The sequence below is a fragment of the Pseudomonas sp. HY7a-MNA-CIBAN-0227 genome, from assembly GCF_040310325.1.
GTDB lineage: Bacteria > Pseudomonadota > Gammaproteobacteria > Pseudomonadales > Pseudomonadaceae > Aquipseudomonas.
Genome location: NZ_JBEOPT010000008.1, coordinates 63,705 through 80,119 on the forward strand (window position 1 = coordinate 63,705; position 16,415 = coordinate 80,119).

Consider the following 16,415-nt stretch of genomic DNA (forward strand, 5'->3'; position numbering starts at 1 on the left):
CCTACAAAAGGGCCAACTGCCGGCGCAACTCAGCCAGCACCGGTGCCGAATCCGGCCGCACGCCGCGCCACAGCAAGAAGGCTTCCGCCGCCTGTTCCACCAGCATGCCTAAACCATCCATCGCTACCGCTGCGCCGTTTTCACTGGCCCAGCGGCAGAACGCGGTAGGTTCCTTGGCGTACATCATGTCGTAGCAAAAAGTCTTGCCGGGGTCGATCAAGCTGCTGGCAATCGGCGGCACATCCCCTGACAGGCTGGCGGACGTGGCGTTGATGATCAGGTCCACGGACTCGCGCAACCAGTCAAAGCCACTCGCGGAAACCGGACCAAGGTCGTCGAACAGTTCAGCCAGCAATTCGGCCTTTTCCACGGTGCGGTTGGCGATGATCAGCGACGCCGGCTGCTGTGCCAGCAATGGCTCCAGCGCTCCGCGCACCGCTCCGCCCGCGCCAAGCAGCAGGATGCGTTTGCCTTGCAGGCTGAACCCGGCATTGACTGTCAGGTCTCGCACTAGCCCGGCGCCATCGGTGTTATCTCCCAGCAGGCTGTCATCGGCCAACTTGCTCAGGGTATTCACCGCTCCGGCACGCTGGGCACGTTCGGTCAGGGTGTTGGCCAGGCGATAGGCTTGTTCCTTGAACGGCACCGTGACGTTGGCGCCACGGCCCTCAAGAAAAAATGCCTTGGCGCTGCCGGTAAAGTCGTCCAGCGGCGCCAGCAAGGTGGTGTAGTCCAGTTGCTCGCCGGTCTGTTGGGCAAACAGGCGATGGATCAGCGGCGACTTGCTGTGGCCGATGGGGTTACCAAACACAACGTAGCGATCCATCAGATCGCTACCTTGGGCGCGGCAATGCCCAGCCAATCGCGGTCTTGCAGGAAGTAATCGGTCAAGCGCGCCTCGATGCTGCCCGGCGCGGCTTTCCAGTCATAGCTCCAGCGCACTTGCGGCGGCAGGGACATCAGGATCGACTCGGTACGCCCGCCCGATTGCAGGCCAAACAGGGTGCCACGGTCATACACCAGGTTGAATTCAACGTAGCGCCCGCGGCGAAACTCCTGGAATTCACGCTGCTGCTCGGTATAGGCCAGGGCTTGGCGACGCTGGACGATGGGCAGGTAAGCGTCGATGTAGGCATCGCCGATGGCGCGCATGAAGGCGAAGCTGGTGTCGAAGTCCCACTCGTTCAAATCATCGAAGAACAAACCACCGATGCCTCGGGGTTCGTTGCGGTGTTTGATATGGAAATAGCTGTCGCACCAGGCCTTGTAGCGCGAATACACGTCCGGCCCGAATGGTGCACAGGCCTGTTCGGCAACCCGGTGCCAGTGGATGCAATCTTCTTCGTTGCCGTAGTAAGGCGTCAGGTCGAAGCCGCCACCGAACCACCAGACGGCTTCTTCACCTTCTTTTTCGGCGATAAAAAACCGTACATTGGCGTGGGACGTCGGCACATGAGGGTTGTGAGGATGGATCACCAGGGACACGCCCAGGGCTTCAAATCCACGACCGGCCAGTTCCGGGCGATGGGCACTGGCGGATGGTGGAAGGTTGGCGCCGAATACGTGGGAAAAGTTTACGCCGCCTTTTTCGATCACCGAACCGTTCTCGATCACTCGCGTGCGACCGCCGCCGCCGGCAGGCCGGGTCCAGGTGTCTTCGATAAAGCGAGTGTCGGCCTCGAAGGTTTCCAGGGCGCTGCAAATACGGTCTTGCAGGTCGAGCAGGTAGGCTTTAACAGCCTCGGTGCGGGTAGTCATGGCATCACCTTGAATCGGGCAAAGCTACTCGAAGCCGTGGGGCGTCGGCGGCAAATGGGCACACAGGATACCACCCCACCGAGAACAGCCACAGTTGACGAAGTTCAAGCTTAGGAGTCCGATAGGCCTTCGCGAAACCGACTAGAGGACAGTGCAGATGGCCAAACGTATCCAGTTCAGTGCCCATGGCGGCCCCGAAGTACTTGAGTATGTCGACTACACCCCGGCAGAACCCGGCCCGCAGCAAGTTCGTGTGAGCAACAAGGCCATTGGCCTGAATTTTATCGACACGTATTTGCGCAGCGGCCTCTATGCGCCACCAGCCTTGCCATCGGGCCTGGGCGCAGAAGGCGCCGGGGTGGTCGATGCGGTCGGCAGCGAAGTCACTCAGTTCAAGGTCGGCGATCGCGTGGCCTATGGCAGCGGTCCCCTGGGCGCCTACAGCGAATTGCACGTGCTGCCTGCCGCCAACCTTATTCATCTGCCGGACGACATCAGCTTCGAACAGGCCGCCGGTGCCATGCTCAAGGGCCTGACCGTGCAGTACCTGCTGCGCCAGACCTATGACTTGAAAGGTGGCGAAACCATTCTGTTCCACGCCGCTGCTGGTGGCGTCGGCTCCCTGGCCTGCCAATGGGCCAAAGCCCTGGGCGTGAAGCTGATCGGTACCGTCAGTTCGCCGGAAAAAGCCGCCCTGGCCAAATCCCTCGGTGCCTGGGAAACCATCGACTACAGCAAGGAAAACGTCGCACAGCGCGTGCTGGAGTTAACCGACGGCAAGAAATGCCCAGTGGTGTACGACGGTGTCGGCAAAGACACCTGGCTGACGTCCCTGGACAGTGTGGCGCCACGGGGTTTGGTGGTGAGTTTCGGCAATGCATCGGGCGCGGTAGACGGGGTCAACCTGGGGATTCTCGCAGCCAAGGGCTCGCTGTACGTAACCCGGCCGACCCTGGCAACCTACGCCAGCAATCCCAAGGATTTGCAGGCCATGGCCGATGATCTGTTTTCGATGATCAAGAGCGGCAAGGTGCGCATTGATATCAACCAGCGCTATTCGCTGGCCGAAGCGGCGAAGGCGCAGACGGAGTTGTCGGCGCGGCGTACTACGGGGTCGACGATTTTGTTGCCGTAAGGATTTAGGTCTCTGGGGCCTATGAGGGCCTCATCGCGGGCAAGCCCGACTCCCATGCATTCCAATGTGGGAGCCGGGCTTGCCCGCGATGGCCGCGACTCGGTCTTACGAAGGCCGCACCACCTTACCACTCGCCAGATCGCGGATCAGGCTCGGGTTCTTGCGCCCACCCAAGTTACCGCCCAACACCAAATCCACCTGCCCACGGAAATACTGCTCCACGCGAATCCGCGTGCGCGCCGCCGGGCGGCCCTGAGGGTTGGCCGAGGTGGAGATCAACGGCCCCACCAGCGAACACAAATCCCGCACCAGCGGATGATCGCTAACCCGCAACGCCACCGTGTCATGCACACCGGTAATCCACTCGGGCAACAAGTCCTGATGAGGCACCAACCAGGTATTGGGCCCCGGCCAGGTGCTGGCCATGCGGTCTATCCACAGGTCGGGGAAGTCCTCGAAGAGAAAATCGAACTGCCGGATATTGTCGGCAATCAGGATCAGGCCCTTATCCACAGACCGGCCCTTGATCGCCAGCAAACGATCCACGGCCTCCTCGTTCCATGGGTCGCAGCCCAGGCCCCACACCGCCTCGGTTGGATAGGCAATCACCGCGCCTGCGCGAATTTCTCGTGCGGCTTCTTGCACACGCCACCTGTTGACCATTGCTCACTCTCCGGACTAAAGCTCTGCGCAGTTTACCGATCTTCGTTACAAAACCTAACTGCGCGCAAGCCAGCGACCGCTTTCGCAGATCACCCGGCCTTCCAGCTCCAGTTCCGTAAGGGTTGCCAGCACCCGGGACAAGGCCAGGCCGCTGGCAATCGCCAAGGCTTCGCTGGTGTGGGGCGCGGCGTGCAGCAGCGCCACCAGCGGGTGAACAACCGGGATCGGCGCCGGGCGTGACAGTGCTTGCCAGCCGCGCAGGCCTTCAAGGATATGTTCGACGGTTTCCACCAGTGTTGCACCATCACGAATCAACTGATGGCAGCCCTTGGCCCCCGGATGATGGATAGAACCAGGAATCGCATACACCTCGCGCCCTTGCTCCGCCGCCAGCCGTGCGGTGATCAGCGAACCGCTGGCCATTCCGGCCTCCACCACCAGCACACCAAGGGACAGGCCACTGATAATCCGGTTGCGCCGTGGAAAGTTACCGGCTTGGGGCGGAGCGTCCAACGGGAATTCGGAAACCACGGCACTGCCTTGGGCAATCATCGCCTCGGCCAAGCGTCGGTGGCGCTGTGGATAAAAATTTTCCAGCCCAGTGCCCAGCACGCCGATTGTATGCCCCCCAACATCCAAAGCCGCCTGGTGAGCGGCGCCGTCGATGCCCAGGGCAAGGCCACTGGTAATGACAAAACCGGCACTCGCCAGGCTGCGGGAAAACGCGGCGGCGGTGTCCATTCCTGGCCTGGAGGCACGGCGGCTGCCGACCATCGCCAGCTGTGGCTTTTCCAGAATGCCCGGGTCGCCAGCGACGAATAATAGCGGTGGCGCGTCATCCAATTCTGCGAGCAGCGCCGGGTAGTCGGGGTGGTCCCACATCAGCAAATGCTGGGCCGGACGCTCTAGCCAGGTCAATGCCGCGCTGGCGCCGTCACGCACTTCCTCGCTGCGCCGAGCATCGGCGCTAGCCGCCTTGAGGCCCAGGGAGCGCCAGGCACTGGCCGGTGCACTGATGGCTTTTGATGCCGAACCAAACGCCTCGATGAGTTTTCGAAAACCCCTGGGGCCCAGTTCCGGCAGCCTGTGCAAGCGTAGTCGAGCTTCCAGTTCTGCCGGTGAAATTTCGCGGTTATTCGTCGGTAACATTTGATCATCCTTGATCATGAACAAGCTGTGGATAACTCTGTTGGTAACTTATTTAGCAGACTAATTATTGCACCGCGCCAGGACTCTGAAATCGGTCCATCACAGCCAGTGAGCGCGACGCGCTGAGGACCAAGCCGTAACTGAGCTTTTCATAGGTGCGAAACACCAGAAGAGTCCCGACGCGCTCGTCGGGAATCTTCACCGGTGTGCCTGTAACCCTGTCACGGACGGTTTCTCCGGTTTTCGTCACGGCCAGCAAATGACCTTGCGCCAGACCGTCGCGACGCCCCTTGTTCAGAATGACCGTATCAAACACCCCAATCTGCGTGACGCCACGGGGAACATCGATAATTTGTCCTGCAATGGCGTGAGCAGGCGCGTAAGCCAGCAAATTAGACATAACTTCGGGTAGTTGAGTGCTGAGCAGACGATCCCCCGGTCGTACCTCCTGGGTGACCCGTTGCACAGCCAGGGTGGTGACATCACCCACCATCACCACGCGGGCAGTGCCGATATCGTCAGCGTTGATCCCCAGCAGCTCCTGGCTGTCGGGGTCGGTAAAGACCTTGCCCTGGCGGAAGATGCCATAGCTGGGCTGCGCAGGGTCCAGGGCGCCCCGGGCATAAATGCGTTCGCCGTTGGCGCCCAGCACACGCCCGGCCTGCGCCCCGACAATGTAAGGCGCGCTGTCCAGCTCCTGCGACGTATCGAGGATGCGGTCATGCAGTAAAAAACGCTGGATAGCTTTCAGCGTCTCGCTGCCCAGCGGTTGCGGGTGTTGTGGGTAATTGCCGATGGACGGGGCCTGTATATTGGCCGTGACGGCCTGTGCCCACACCAGCAAGACGAGTAGCGATTTCCTCATGGGGTGAATCTCCTTTATTATGTACGTTCGCGTGAAACGCTAGGGCCTTCGCGGCTTTGCAGCGTTTACACCGGCAACCTGGGTCCATCCCGGTGCCGACTTGCCTTTACCTCACATGTGCAGCAATTACGCTTATGGCTATTTTGAACATCCTCGAATTCCCGGACTCGCGCCTGCGCACTATCGCCAAACCGGTGGCCGTAGTGGACGACGAAGTTCGTCAGTTGGTCGATGACATGTTTGAAACAATGTATGAAGCTCCGGGCATCGGCCTCGCCGCGACCCAGGTCAACGTGCACCTGCGCGTCGTGGTTATGGACCTGTCCGAAGATCGCAGCGAACCGATGGTGTTTATCAACCCAGAGTTCGAAACCTTGACCGACGAAATGGGCCAGTACCAGGAAGGCTGCCTGTCGGTGCCGGACTTCTACGAGAACGTCGATCGTCCGCAGCGCGTCAAGATCAAGGCCCTGGACCCTAACGGCAAGCCGTTCGAGCTGATTGCCGAAGGCCTGCTGGCGGTGTGTATCCAGCATGAGTGCGATCACCTCAACGGCAAACTGTTCGTCGATTACCTGTCCACGCTTAAACGCGACCGGATCAAGAAGAAGCTGGAAAAGAAGCATCGCCAGCAAGCTTGATTCCCCTCTTTCAAAGGCTTGCTGCGGCAAGCCTTTTTCTTTTGTGAGATGTTTCCCATGACCGAGCCACTGCGCATCGTTTTTGCCGGCACCCCCGAATTCGCCGCCGAACACCTTAAGGCCCTGCTCGCCAGCCCCTATGAGATCGTGGCGGTGTACACCCAACCGGATCGCCCGGCCGGTCGCGGGCAAAAACTGATGCCCAGCCCGGTCAAGCAACTGGCACTTGAGAACAACATCGTCGTGCTGCAACCGCCAACCCTGCGTAACGCCGACGCCCAGGCCGAACTGGCTGCACTAAAACCGGATTTGCTGGTGGTGGTGGCCTACGGTTTGATCCTGCCGCAAGTGGTGCTGGATATCCCTCGCTTGGGTTGCATCAACAGCCATGCTTCGCTGTTGCCGCGCTGGCGCGGAGCTGCGCCCATCCAGCGCGCGGTGCAAGCCGGTGATGCCGAGAGCGGCGTGACCGTGATGCGCATGGAAGCGGGCCTGGACACTGGGCCGATGCTGCTGAAAGTCACCACGCCGATCAGCAATGAAGACACCGGCGGCAGCCTCCACGACCGCCTGGCCGAGATGGGCCCTGCGGCCGTCGTCCAGACCATCGTCGGTTTGGCAGCGGGCACGTTGGAGGGCCAAGTGCAGGACGACAGCCTCGCCACCTACGCCCACAAACTGAACAAGGACGAAGCCCGCATCGACTGGAGCCTCCCGGCAGTGGAGTTGGAGCGCCTGGTTCGCGCCTTCAACCCATGGCCGGTTTGCCACAGCACCCTCAATGGCGAAGCCTTGAAAGTCCTCGCCTCTACCCTGGCCGAAGGCAAGGGCACGCCGGGCGAAATCATTGGCGCCAGCAAGGACGGCCTGCTGGTGGCCTGCGGCGAGCAGGCGCTGTGTCTGACCCGTTTGCAGTTGCCCGGTGGCAAGGCGCTGAACTTCAGCGATTTGTTCAACAGCCGTCGTGAGAAATTTGCAGCCGGCATCGTCCTGGGCCTTGCGGTGGACGCCCAATGAACCCGCGTCTGGCCGCCGCCAAGGCCCTGGCCGCCGTGCTCAACGGCAAGGCTTCCCTCAACAGTTCGTTGCCGATCCAGCTGGATAAAGTCGAAGACCGTGATCGCGGCTTCACCCAGGACCTGGCCTTCGGTACCGCTCGCTGGCAGCCGCGATTGTCGGCGTTAGCGGCCAAGTTGCTGCAAAAACCGTTCAAGGCTGCGGATGCCGATGTCGAGGCGCTGCTGCTGGTTGGCCTTTATCAACTGCTTTACACCCGCGTGCCACCCCACGCGGCCATCGGTGAAACCGTCGGTTGCGCCGACAAACTGAAAAAAACCTGGGCCAAGGCCCTGCTCAACGCCGTGCTGCGCCGCGCCCAACGGGAAAGCGAAGCGCTGCTGGCCGAGCTGGAACATGACCCGGTGGTGCGCACCGCCCACCCGCGCTGGCTGCAAAAATCCCTGAAAGCCTTCTGGCCTGAGCAATGGGAGGCCATCTGCGCCGCCAACAATGCTCATCCTCCGATGATTTTGCGGGTCAATCGGCGCCATAAAAGCCGTGACGCTTACCTTGTATTACTGAGCGAGGCAGGCATTGCCGCCACCGCCTGCGTCTACAGCCAGGACGGTATCGTCCTTACTGAACCTGGCGATGTGCGCAATCTGCCAGGCTTCGCCGAGGGCTGGATCAGCGTGCAGGACGAAGCCGCACAACTGGCCGCAGGCCTCCTGGACCTGGCGCCTGGTCAACGGGTTCTGGACGCCTGCTGCGCACCGGGCGGCAAGACTTGCCACATCATGGAAGTCGAGCCTGGCCTGGCCGGCGTAGTGGCGGTGGACCTGGAAGCCAAGCGCCTGGTACGGGTGCGGGAAAACCTTGCGCGCCTTGGTCTGAGCGCCGAACTGATCGCCGCCGACGGCCGCGACACCGCCGTTTGGTGGGACGGCAAGCCGTTCCAGCGCATCCTGCTGGATGCACCGTGTTCGGCCACCGGGGTGATTCGCCGCCACCCGGATATCAAGCTGACCCGCCAGCCCGACGACATCGCCGCCCTGGCCGTATTGCAAGGTGAGTTGCTCGATGCCCTGTGGCCGACCCTGGAAGTTGGCGGCATCTTGCTCTACGCCACCTGCTCCACCCTGCCCACCGAGAACACCGAAGTGATCGAAGCCTTCCTCGCTCGCACCAGCGGCGCGCGGGAGTTGGACCTCGACATCCAGGCGGGGATCAAGCAGCCTCATGGCCGCCAGCTGCTGGCCCAAGAGGGCGGTCACGACGGCTTCTACTACGCCAAACTGATCAAGATTGCCGCCGCACGCGGCTGAAATAGTTTTAAAGGAGTGACCGGATGAAAATCATCATCCTCGGCGCAGGGCAGGTCGGCGGCACGCTGGCCGAGCATTTGGCCAGTGAAGCCAACGACATTACCGTGGTCGACACCGACGGCGAGCGCCTGCGTGATCTGGGCGACCGCCTCGATATCCGCACCGTGCAGGGTCGCGCCTCGTTCCCGACGGTGCTACGCCAGGCCGGCGCCGACGACGCCGACATGCTGGTGGCCGTGACCAACAGCGACGAAACCAATATGGTCGCCTGCCAGGTCGCCCACACCCTGTTCCACACCCCAACCAAAATCGCCCGGGTGCGGGAAGCGGCCTACCTGACCCGCGCCGGCCTGTTCGACAACGACGCGATTCCGGTAGACGTACTGATCAGCCCGGAACAGGTGGTCACCCATTACATCAAGCGCCTGATCGAACACCCCGGCGCCCTGCAAGTGATCGACTTTGCCGAAGGCAAGGCGCAGTTGGTGGCGGTCAAGGCCTACTACGGCGGGCCCCTGGTGGGTCAGCAACTGCGCCAGCTGCGCGAGCACATGCCAAATGTCGAGACCCGGGTGGCGGCGATTTTTCGTCGCGACCGGCCGATCCTGCCCCAGGGTGACACGGTGATCGAGGCCGACGACGAAGTGTTCTTCATCGCCGCCAAGGCAAATATTCGCGCGGTAATGAGCGAAATGCGCCGGCTCGATGAGAGCTACAAACGCATCGTCATCGCCGGTGGCGGGCAGATCGGCGAACGTTTGGCCGAGGCCATCGAAAGCCGCTACCAGGTGAAGATCATCGAGATGAACCCGGCGCGCTGCCGGTACTTGTCCGACACCCTCGACAGCACCGTCGTACTGCAAGGCAGTGCATCGGACCGCGACCTGCTGCTGGAAGAAAACATCGCCGACGCCGATCTTTTCCTGGCCCTGACCAACGATGACGAAGCCAACATCATGTCGTCCTTGCTGGCTAAACGGCTGGGGGCGAAGAAGGTGATGACCATCATCAACAACCCGGCCTATGTCGATCTGATCCAGGGCGGCGATATCGACATCGCCATCAGCCCGCAACTGGCGACCATCGGCACTTTGTTGGCCCACGTGCGGCGCGGCGATATCGTCAGCGTTCACTCGTTGCGCCGGGGCGCAGCGGAAGCCATCGAGGCGATTGCCCACGGCGACTCGAAGTCGAGCAAGGTGATCGGTAAGGCAATCCGCGACATTGGCTTGCCGCCTGGGACCACCATCGGCGCGATCATCCGTGATGAAGAGGTGATCATCGCTCACGACGACACGGTGATCGCTACCGGCGACCACGTGATTCTGTTCCTTGTGGATAAAAAACATATCCGCGATGTGGAAAAGCTGTTCCACGTGGGACTGAGCTTTTTCTGATCAACCGGAGTGACCGATATGCTCGAATCCCTGGAAAAAATGCTCGCCAAGGGTGTGGATAACTCGCTGCTGCGCTTTGGGTTGGGCAAGGGTTATCTGGACCTGAAAGACAATGCCAAGGCGGCCGAGCATTTACAGCAATGCGTGGCGTTTGATCCGAAGTATTCGGCGGCGTGGAAGCTGTTGGGTAAAGCGCAGTTGGGGCTGGATGATCGCGCAGCGGCGCGACTGGCCTGGGAGCAGGGGATTGCAGCCGCGCAGGCCCATGGCGACAAGCAGGCAGAGAAAGAGATGACAGTGTTTCTGAAGAAACTCGATCGCCAGACTTGAATTACTCATGTGGCAAGCGGGCTTGCCCGCCCGCCACAATGAGCCTCACAGCCTCTAGAGGCTTGCGCCGGGCTTAGTACCACCGCGCCTCACCCGGCGGGCGTTTCTTGAAGCGTTTCATGCTCCACATGTACTGGCTCGGATACGCCCTCACATACCGCTCCACCACCTTGCTCATCGCTGCGCAGGAAGTTGCGGTGTCGGTGCTGTACATGTCGTCCGGCGCCGCTTCGAGAATCACTTTGTACCCCGAACCGTCCGGCAGCCGTAGCGCATGCAGGAACACGCCAACGGCTTTACCGCCCGCCAGCATGTTCGGCACAAACTTGCTGGTCAGCGCCTGAGTGGCGAAGAACGGCACGAAGATCCCGGCAGACTCTGCCGGCTCCGGATCAGCAGGAATACCCACCTGGCCACCTTTGCGCACTTCCTTGATGACACTGAGGATGCCTTCCTTGGTGGACGCCGCCACCCGGTTGCCCAACTGCACCCGCTGTTTGCGTAGCAAGTCATCCACCGCCTTGAGCTTGGGCGGACGGTAGAAAATGATCGGTTTGCACTGGTTGCAATAGAAGTGGTTCAACACTTCCCAGTTGCCCAGGTGGCTGGTGATGCCCACCACGCCTTTGCCGGAAGCCAACGCTTCGTGCAGCACTTCCAGGCCTTCGACTTCGCGCACCAGGTCGATGGAGCGCTGGGCCGGCCAGATCCAGGCACAGGCGCTTTCGGTCAGGGACTTGCCGATGTCCATCAGGCTTTGCCCCACCAGACGCTCGCGCTCGGCCGGGTCCATATCCGGGAAGCATTTGGACAGGTTGATCCGCACCGTGTCACGGGAGCGATTGGGGGTTTTCCACATGATCCAGCCAATGGCCGTCCCCACGGCTTGCACGGCGCGCCAAGGCAGCAGGGCAAACAGCCTCAGAGCGCCTACCAGCAAGGCGCCTTTAATCTTTTCCACAGGTCACTCCTGATGTTGTGCGGTGCGCAAAGCGACCATTCTAACCGCCGTTGGCGAGGGTAGCGTAACGATCACAGTCTAGGGTGTGGTCCATGACCATACCCGAGGCCTGCATGAACGCGTAACAGATGGTCGGCCCGACGAACGTGAAGCCGGCTTTTTTCAAGCCTTTACTCATGGCTTCTGCGATGGGCGTGACGGCCGGCACTTCGCAGCGATCCTTGAAATGATTGATGCTCGGCACGCCGCCGACAAACGACCAGAGAAACCCTACCGGGTCCTCCAAAGCCAGCCAGGCAACGGCATTGCGCCGGGCGGCATTGAGTTTCAGACGATTGCGGATAATTCCCGGATCAAGCATCAATGCCTCGATTTCTTCATCGCTTATCTGCGCCACCCGCTGTACATCAAAAGCGAACAACACCTTTCGATAGTGCTCGCGTTTGCGTAAAACGGTGATCCAGGACAGGCCCGCCTGGAACCCTTCGAGTAAAAGCAACTCGAACAAACCCTGCGCATCGCGTAGCGGCGTTCCCCACTCCTGATCGTGATAAGCCATGTACAGCGGATCTTCAGAACACCAAAAGCAGCGTGGCATAAGGCTCCAGGGGATGGTGGCGCGGCCGAATCGGGTATACTCCCGCTCTTTAAATCGCAGCCCAAGTAACAGGTGAATTTCGTGAGCCAGCCTACGCCAGCCGTGCGTACCTTCCAAGACTTGATCCTCGCCCTCCAGCAATACTGGGCCGAGCAAGGCTGTGTGGTACTTCAGCCCTATGATATGGAAGTAGGCGCCGGCACTTTCCACACCGCTACCTTCCTGCGGGCCATCGGCCCGGAAACCTGGAACGCCGCTTATGTGCAGCCCAGTCGTCGCCCGACTGACGGCCGCTACGGCGAAAACCCAAACCGCCTGCAGCACTACTATCAGTTCCAGGTGGTCTTGAAGCCTAACCCGGACAATTTCCAGGAGTTGTACCTGGGCTCATTGAAACATGTCGGCCTGGACCCGCTGGTCCACGACATTCGTTTCGTCGAAGACAACTGGGAATCGCCGACCCTGGGCGCCTGGGGTTTGGGCTGGGAAGTCTGGCTCAACGGCATGGAAGTCACCCAGTTCACCTACTTCCAGCAAGCGGGCGGCATCGAGTGCTACCCGGTGACCGGCGAGATCACTTACGGTCTTGAGCGCCTGGCCATGTACCTGCAGGGCGTGGATTCGGTCTACGACCTGGTCTGGGCTGACGGTCCGTTCGGCAAGGTCACTTATGGCGATGTGTTCCACCAGAACGAAGTGGAGCAGTCGACCTACAACTTCGAACACGCCAACGTCGAGAAACTGTTCGAGCTGTTCGACTTCTACGAAAGCGAAGCCAAGCGCCTGATCGAACTGGATCAGCCGCTGCCGTTGCCAAGCTATGAGATGGTCCTGAAGGCATCCCACACCTTCAACCTGCTGGATGCCCGCCGAGCCATCTCGGTTACTGCGCGCCAGCAATACATTCTGCGTGTACGCGCCCTGGCGCGTTCCGTCGCCCAAGCCTACCTGCTGGCTCGCGCCAAGCTCGGCTTCCCGATGGCGCACCCAGACCTGCGTGATGAAGTGTTGGCTAAGCTGGAGGCTGCACAATGAGTGCTCAAGATTTCCTGGTTGAACTGGGCACCGAAGAGCTGCCGCCCAAGGCACTCAATACCCTGGCCGACGCGTTTCTGGCCGGTATCGACAAGGGCCTGCAAGCCGCTGGCCTGGGTTATGAAGCCAAGAAGGTCTACGCCGCACCACGCCGCCTGGCCGTCCTGATCACCGCTTTGGCCACTCAGCAACCTGATCGCAGCATCAACCTCGACGGCCCGCCACGCCAGGCCGCCTTCGATGCTGAAGGCAACCCGACGCAAGCAGCCTTGGGTTTTGCCAAGAAGTGCGGCGTCGAGCTAAGCGAAATCGACCAGAGCGGTCCGAAACTGCGCTTCAGCCAGATCATCAAGGGCAAGCCAACCGCAAGCCTCTTGCCGACCATCGTTGAAGACTCCCTGAACGACCTGCCGATTCCCAAGCGCATGCGCTGGGGTGCCCGCAAGGAAGAGTTCGTGCGTCCGACCCAATGGCTGGTAATGCTGCTCGGTGACCAGGTCGTCGATTGCACCATCCTCGCCCAGAGGGCTGGCCGGGATTCGCGTGGTCACCGCTTCCATCACCCAGAAAGCGTGCGCATCACCGCGCCGGCCAACTACCTCAATGACCTTCGTGCAGCCTATGTGCTGGCGGATGCCAATGAGCGCCGCGAGCTGATCAGCAAGCGCACCGAAGAGCTGGCCCGTTCGCAGGAAGGCACCGCCATCGTGCCGCCAAGCCTGCTGGACGAAGTGACCGCCCTGGTTGAGTGGCCAGTGCCGCTGGTGTGCTCGTTCGAAGAGCGTTTCCTCGACGTGCCGCAAGAAGCGCTGATCACCACCATGCAGGACAACCAGAAGTATTTCTGCCTGCTGGACGTCGACGGCAAATTGCTGCCGCGTTTCATCACCGTGGCCAATATCGAGAGCAAGGACCCGCAGCAGATCATCGAAGGTAACGAGAAAGTCGTTCGCCCGCGCCTGACCGATGCCGAGTTCTTCTTCAAGCAAGACAAGAAGCAGAAGCTGGAAGACTTCAACCTGCGCCTGCAAAACGTGGTGTTCCAGGAAAAACTGGGCAGCGTCTACGACAAGGCTGTGCGGGTTTCCAAGCTGGCGGCCTACATCGCCCCACGCATTGGCGGCGATGCCACTCTCGCCGCCCGAGCCGGCCTGCTGTCCAAGTGCGACCTGGCCACGGAAATGGTCGGCGAGTTCCCGGAGATGCAAGGTGTTGCCGGTTACTACTACGCCCTCAATGACGGCGAGCCGCAAGATGTCGCCCTGGCCCTGAACGAGCAATACATGCCGCGCGGTGCGGGTGCTGAACTACCGACTACCGTCACCGGCGCAGCCGTGGCCATCGCCGACAAGCTCGATACCCTGGTGGGTATCTTTGGCATCGGCATGTTGCCTACCGGCAGCAAAGACCCGTACGCCCTGCGCCGTGCAGCCCTGGGCGTGCTGCGGATTCTGATCGACAAGAAGCTCGACCTCGACCTGACCCAGGCCGTGGTGTTTGCCGTCGGCCAGTTCGGCGCCAAGGTCAAGCAAGCCGGCCTGGCCGAGCAAGTGCTGGAGTTCGTCTTCGATCGTCTGCGTGCTCGTTACGAAGACGAAGGTGTGGACGTTTCGGTCTACCTGTCGGTTCGTGCCCTGCAACCGGGTTCGGCGCTGGACTTCGATCAGCGCGTGCAAGCCGTTCAGGCCTTTTGCAAGTTGCCAGAAGCTGATGCGTTGGCCGCCGTAAACAAACGTGTGTCGAACCTGCTGAGCAAGGCCGAAAACCTCGGCTCTGCTGAAGTCGATCCCGGCCTGTTTGCCGACGCCAAGGAGTTCTCGCTGAACTCGGCCATCGCCAAGGCGGAAAACGCGGTGAAGCCGCTGATCGCTGAACGCAACTACGCCGAAGCATTGGCGCGCCTGGCCACCTTGCGTGAGCCGGTCGATGCGTTCTTTGAAGCGGTGATGATCAATGCCGAAGATGCGGGCGTGCGGAAAAACCGCTACGCCATGCTGGCGCGTCTGCGTGGGTTGTTTATCAATATCGCTGACATTTCCGTACTGGGCTGATCATGTTGAAACTGCTGATTCTCGATCGGGACGGGGTGATCAACTACGACTCCGACGCTTACATCAAGTCGGTGGAGGAGTGGATTCCATTGCCCGGCTCGATCGAGGCCATCGCGCAGTTGAGCAAGGCGGGCTGGACGGTGGCAATCGCTACCAACCAGTCCGGCATCGCCCGTGGCTACTACGATGTTGCCACCCTCGATGCCATGCACGCGCGTTTGCGCACATTGGTAGCAGAGCAGGGCGGTGAAGTGGGGCTGGTGGTTTACTGCCTCCACGGGCCGGATGAGGGCTGCGCTTGTCGCAAGCCAAAACCGGGCATGCTGAAAACTATTGCAGAGTATTACAATGTGCCGTTGACGGGCCTATGGTTCGTCGGGGACAGTCTCGGTGACTTGGAGGCGGCCAAAGCCGTCGACTCACAACCAGTTTTGGTAAAAACCGGAAAAGGCGAAAAGACCCAGGGTAAAACCCTGCCGGTAGGCACCTTGATTTTTGACGATCTGGCGGCGGTTGCCACAGAACTTATCAACAACTAGCAGCACTTCTGACTTCCTGATCAAGGACTGTTCGGGAGCGCGCTTTTAACAGGCGGGCCTCGGCCCGCAACGGTAAATGCCGCCATGTCGATCTTGCAGGCCATCAGAACCTTCTTCTTTTACCTGCTGCTGGGCACCAGTTCCTTCCTCTGGTGCACCCTGAGCTTTTTTATCGCGCCTTTTTTGCCATTCAAGGCGCGCTATCGTTTCATTAATGTTTTTTGGTGCCGCTGCGCGTTGTGGCTGACCAAGGTGTTCCTGAACATTCGTTTCGAGATCAAGGGCGCCGAAAATGTCCCGGACACACCCTGCGTGATTCTGTCGAACCACCAAAGCACCTGGGAAACCTTCTTTCTGTCGGCGTATTTTTCGCCATTGAGCCAGGTGCTCAAGCGTGAACTGTTGTACGTGCCATTCTTTGGCTGGGCCATGGCTATGCTGCGGCCGATCGCCATCGACCGCGACAACCCCAAGGCCGCGCTCAAACACGTGGCGAAGAAGGGTAACGAGCTGCTCAAGGACGGGGTTTGGGTACTGATCTTCCCCGAAGGTACTCGCGTGCCGTTCGGTACGGTCGGCAAATTTTCACGCGGTGGTACGGCGTTGGCGGTCAACGCTGACCTGCCGGTCCTGCCGATAGCCCACAATGCCGGCAAGTTCTGGCCGAAGACGGGTTGGGCTAAACGCGCGGGCACCATTACCGTGGTGATCGGCGAACCGATGTACGCCGAAGGCAGCGGCCCGCGTGCCATTGCCGCGCTCAATGACCGTGCTTCGGCCTGGAATGAAGCACAACAAAGGGCCATGGGTTCGCTGCCGCCTTTGCCGGTTGCAGAAGATCAGACGGTGATTTGAGTTTCTGTGGATAAGCTGTGTACGGTTTGTTGGCGAATTGTAGTTTTTTTATTGTAGGCTGATGATTTACCTACATATTTCTCAAACTCATAAAACAACTGAAATAGTGCATAA

The 16,415-nt window shown here is 60.5% G+C and carries 17 protein-coding genes; 10 read left to right on the forward strand and 7 right to left on the reverse strand.

Annotated features, from left to right (window positions below; genetic code table 11):
* Nucleotide 1 precedes the first annotated feature (1 nt).
* Together aroE and hemF are read right to left on the reverse strand one after the other, a co-directional pair.
* Complete coding sequence (gene aroE, locus AAEZ06_RS15065) at nucleotides 2-826, reverse strand: shikimate dehydrogenase (RefSeq protein ID WP_350615037.1); 825 nt, start codon at nucleotides 824-826, stop codon at nucleotides 2-4.
* Nucleotides 826-1,758 (reverse strand): oxygen-dependent coproporphyrinogen oxidase, encoded by a 933-nt coding sequence (gene hemF / locus AAEZ06_RS15070; RefSeq protein WP_350615039.1) that lies wholly within the window; start codon nucleotides 1,756-1,758, stop codon nucleotides 826-828. The genes aroE and hemF overlap by 1 nt, the downstream gene beginning before the upstream one ends.
* Before the next feature lie 157 nt (nucleotides 1,759-1,915).
* Between hemF and AAEZ06_RS15075 the strand changes: the two genes are divergently transcribed.
* Entirely contained in the window at nucleotides 1,916-2,893 is a 978-nt protein-coding gene (locus tag AAEZ06_RS15075; RefSeq protein WP_350615040.1) for an NADPH:quinone reductase, read from the forward strand.
* A gap of 105 nt (nucleotides 2,894-2,998) precedes the next feature.
* On the opposite strand, the gene tsaC is transcribed toward AAEZ06_RS15075, so the two are convergent.
* From tsaC to AAEZ06_RS15090, 3 genes are all read right to left on the reverse strand, one after another.
* On the reverse strand, nucleotides 2,999-3,556 hold the full coding sequence (gene tsaC / locus AAEZ06_RS15080) for an L-threonylcarbamoyladenylate synthase type 1 TsaC (RefSeq protein WP_350615042.1): 558 nt from the start codon (nucleotides 3,554-3,556) through the stop codon (nucleotides 2,999-3,001).
* A gap of 54 nt (nucleotides 3,557-3,610) precedes the next feature.
* The gene (dprA, locus tag AAEZ06_RS15085; protein ID WP_350615044.1) at nucleotides 3,611-4,705 is read right to left on the reverse strand and encodes a DNA-processing protein DprA; all 1,095 of its coding nucleotides are present in this window, start codon (nucleotides 4,703-4,705) and stop codon (nucleotides 3,611-3,613) included.
* A gap of 64 nt (nucleotides 4,706-4,769) precedes the next feature.
* Nucleotides 4,770-5,570, reverse strand: coding sequence for a peptidoglycan-binding protein (locus tag AAEZ06_RS15090; protein ID WP_350615046.1), 801 nt, complete (start codon nucleotides 5,568-5,570; stop codon nucleotides 4,770-4,772).
* 134 nt (nucleotides 5,571-5,704) lie between these two features.
* On the opposite strand from AAEZ06_RS15090, the gene def reads away from it, so the two are divergent.
* The 5 genes from def to AAEZ06_RS15115 are packed head-to-tail and all read left to right on the forward strand — an operon-like array spanning nucleotide 5,705 to nucleotide 10,262.
* On the forward strand, nucleotides 5,705-6,211 hold the full coding sequence (gene def / locus AAEZ06_RS15095; RefSeq protein ID WP_149412811.1) for a peptide deformylase: 507 nt from the start codon (nucleotides 5,705-5,707) through the stop codon (nucleotides 6,209-6,211).
* Between the two features lie 57 nt (nucleotides 6,212-6,268).
* The gene (gene fmt, locus AAEZ06_RS15100; RefSeq protein ID WP_350615048.1) at nucleotides 6,269-7,228 is read left to right on the forward strand and encodes a methionyl-tRNA formyltransferase; all 960 of its coding nucleotides are present in this window, start codon (nucleotides 6,269-6,271) and stop codon (nucleotides 7,226-7,228) included.
* On the forward strand, nucleotides 7,225-8,535 hold the full coding sequence (gene rsmB / locus AAEZ06_RS15105; protein WP_350615050.1) for a 16S rRNA (cytosine(967)-C(5))-methyltransferase RsmB: 1,311 nt from the start codon (nucleotides 7,225-7,227) through the stop codon (nucleotides 8,533-8,535). Before fmt ends, rsmB begins: the two co-directional genes overlap by 4 nt.
* A gap of 23 nt (nucleotides 8,536-8,558) precedes the next feature.
* Entirely contained in the window at nucleotides 8,559-9,932 is a 1,374-nt protein-coding gene (trkA, locus tag AAEZ06_RS15110; RefSeq protein ID WP_149412814.1) for a Trk system potassium transporter TrkA, read from the forward strand.
* Nucleotides 9,933-9,950: 18 nt separating this feature from the next.
* On the forward strand, nucleotides 9,951-10,262 hold the full coding sequence (locus AAEZ06_RS15115; RefSeq protein WP_149412815.1) for a hypothetical protein: 312 nt from the start codon (nucleotides 9,951-9,953) through the stop codon (nucleotides 10,260-10,262).
* Nucleotides 10,263-10,335: 73 nt separating this feature from the next.
* Here AAEZ06_RS15115 and AAEZ06_RS15120 read toward each other — a convergent pair whose 3' ends face one another.
* A complete protein-coding gene (locus tag AAEZ06_RS15120) occupies nucleotides 10,336-11,223 on the reverse strand; it encodes a lysophospholipid acyltransferase (protein WP_149412816.1) in 888 nt (295 codons plus the stop codon).
* A 40-nt stretch (nucleotides 11,224-11,263) separates the two neighbouring features.
* Nucleotides 11,264-11,821, reverse strand: coding sequence for a DNA-3-methyladenine glycosylase I (locus tag AAEZ06_RS15125; protein WP_350615053.1), 558 nt, complete (start codon nucleotides 11,819-11,821; stop codon nucleotides 11,264-11,266).
* 81 nt (nucleotides 11,822-11,902) lie between these two features.
* Here AAEZ06_RS15125 and glyQ point away from each other — a divergent pair, with 81 nt between their 5' ends.
* The 4 genes from glyQ (at nucleotide 11,903) to AAEZ06_RS15145 (ending at nucleotide 16,301) form a co-directional block, all read left to right on the forward strand.
* Nucleotides 11,903-12,856 (forward strand): glycine--tRNA ligase subunit alpha, encoded by a 954-nt coding sequence (glyQ, locus tag AAEZ06_RS15130; protein WP_133100625.1) that lies wholly within the window; start codon nucleotides 11,903-11,905, stop codon nucleotides 12,854-12,856.
* The gene (gene glyS, locus AAEZ06_RS15135; RefSeq protein ID WP_149412817.1) at nucleotides 12,853-14,907 is read left to right on the forward strand and encodes a glycine--tRNA ligase subunit beta; all 2,055 of its coding nucleotides are present in this window, start codon (nucleotides 12,853-12,855) and stop codon (nucleotides 14,905-14,907) included. Before glyQ ends, glyS begins: the two co-directional genes overlap by 4 nt.
* The gene (gmhB, locus tag AAEZ06_RS15140; RefSeq protein ID WP_350615174.1) at nucleotides 14,907-15,446 is read left to right on the forward strand and encodes a D-glycero-beta-D-manno-heptose 1,7-bisphosphate 7-phosphatase; all 540 of its coding nucleotides are present in this window, start codon (nucleotides 14,907-14,909) and stop codon (nucleotides 15,444-15,446) included. The genes glyS and gmhB overlap by 1 nt, the downstream gene beginning before the upstream one ends.
* Nucleotides 15,447-15,530: 84 nt before the next feature.
* A complete protein-coding gene (locus AAEZ06_RS15145) occupies nucleotides 15,531-16,301 on the forward strand; it encodes a lysophospholipid acyltransferase family protein (protein ID WP_350615056.1) in 771 nt (256 codons plus the stop codon).
* Nucleotides 16,302-16,415: the final 114 nt, after the last annotated feature.

Bases quoted from the DNA above. Each gene is read 5' to 3' on its own strand.
- aroE (WP_350615037.1), bottom strand. From the start codon at position 826: ATGGATCGCTACGTTGTGTTTGGTAACCCCATCGGCCACAGCAAGTCG.
- hemF (WP_350615039.1), bottom strand. From the start codon at position 1,758: ATGACTACCCGCACCGAGGCTGTTAAAGCCTACCTGCTCGACCTGCAA.
- AAEZ06_RS15075 (WP_350615040.1), top strand. From the start codon at position 1,916: ATGGCCAAACGTATCCAGTTCAGTGCCCATGGCGGCCCCGAAGTACTT.
- tsaC (WP_350615042.1), bottom strand. From the start codon at position 3,556: ATGGTCAACAGGTGGCGTGTGCAAGAAGCCGCACGAGAAATTCGCGCA.
- dprA (WP_350615044.1), bottom strand. From the start codon at position 4,705: ATGTTACCGACGAATAACCGCGAAATTTCACCGGCAGAACTGGAAGCT.
- AAEZ06_RS15090 (WP_350615046.1), bottom strand. From the start codon at position 5,570: ATGAGGAAATCGCTACTCGTCTTGCTGGTGTGGGCACAGGCCGTCACG.
- def (WP_149412811.1), top strand. From the start codon at position 5,705: ATGGCTATTTTGAACATCCTCGAATTCCCGGACTCGCGCCTGCGCACT.
- fmt (WP_350615048.1), top strand. From the start codon at position 6,269: ATGACCGAGCCACTGCGCATCGTTTTTGCCGGCACCCCCGAATTCGCC.
- rsmB (WP_350615050.1), top strand. From the start codon at position 7,225: ATGAACCCGCGTCTGGCCGCCGCCAAGGCCCTGGCCGCCGTGCTCAAC.
- trkA (WP_149412814.1), top strand. From the start codon at position 8,559: ATGAAAATCATCATCCTCGGCGCAGGGCAGGTCGGCGGCACGCTGGCC.
- AAEZ06_RS15115 (WP_149412815.1), top strand. From the start codon at position 9,951: ATGCTCGAATCCCTGGAAAAAATGCTCGCCAAGGGTGTGGATAACTCG.
- AAEZ06_RS15125 (WP_350615053.1), bottom strand. From the start codon at position 11,821: ATGCCACGCTGCTTTTGGTGTTCTGAAGATCCGCTGTACATGGCTTAT.
- glyS (WP_149412817.1), top strand. From the start codon at position 12,853: ATGAGTGCTCAAGATTTCCTGGTTGAACTGGGCACCGAAGAGCTGCCG.
- AAEZ06_RS15145 (WP_350615056.1), top strand. From the start codon at position 15,531: ATGTCGATCTTGCAGGCCATCAGAACCTTCTTCTTTTACCTGCTGCTG.